This is a genomic window from Blautia sp. MSK17_66, from assembly GCF_020538025.1.
In the GTDB taxonomy this organism is placed as follows: domain Bacteria; phylum Bacillota; class Clostridia; order Lachnospirales; family Lachnospiraceae; genus Blautia_A.
Window position 1 is genome coordinate 1 of sequence record NZ_JAJBNQ010000102.1, and the last position, 392, is coordinate 392.

Sequence of the window (392 nt, forward strand, 5' to 3'; positions counted from 1 at the left end):
TAGGATGCCGAAAGATCACAGTTATATCTTTTTCCATTCTGGAATGTACAGAGACTGTGATTGCCCGGATCACGGACAACTGTTCCTGATCCATCATATGCAAGCCTGCTGGTATTCCATGCACAGATCCTGGATATCCGCATCCCTCTGCGATGTGCCTGATGTTCACATCTTTTCTGGATATCCCTTTTTTTCCACAGATGCAGCTTCTGTTTCTTTCTTCCCGATATCTTTCCTTTTATTTCCAGATACTCAAACACAATCACATCCACATGGTTTTCTTCCGCATATCCTGTGACTGCTCCTGCGATCTTTCTTCCGAGTTCTGTGTTAAGACGCTTCGCATAAGCCCATCTGCTTTTCACCTGTACAGAGCCATGCTTCCGCTGGAA

Annotated in this window: 1 pseudogene; it reads right to left on the minus strand. The window is 45.2% G+C overall.

Features of this window, described 5'->3' with window-relative positions:
• Window positions 1-365, minus strand: a pseudogene (locus LIR34_RS17665) (IS200/IS605 family accessory protein TnpB-related protein); the annotation flags it as partial.
• Between the last annotated feature and the right edge of the window lie 27 nt (window positions 366-392).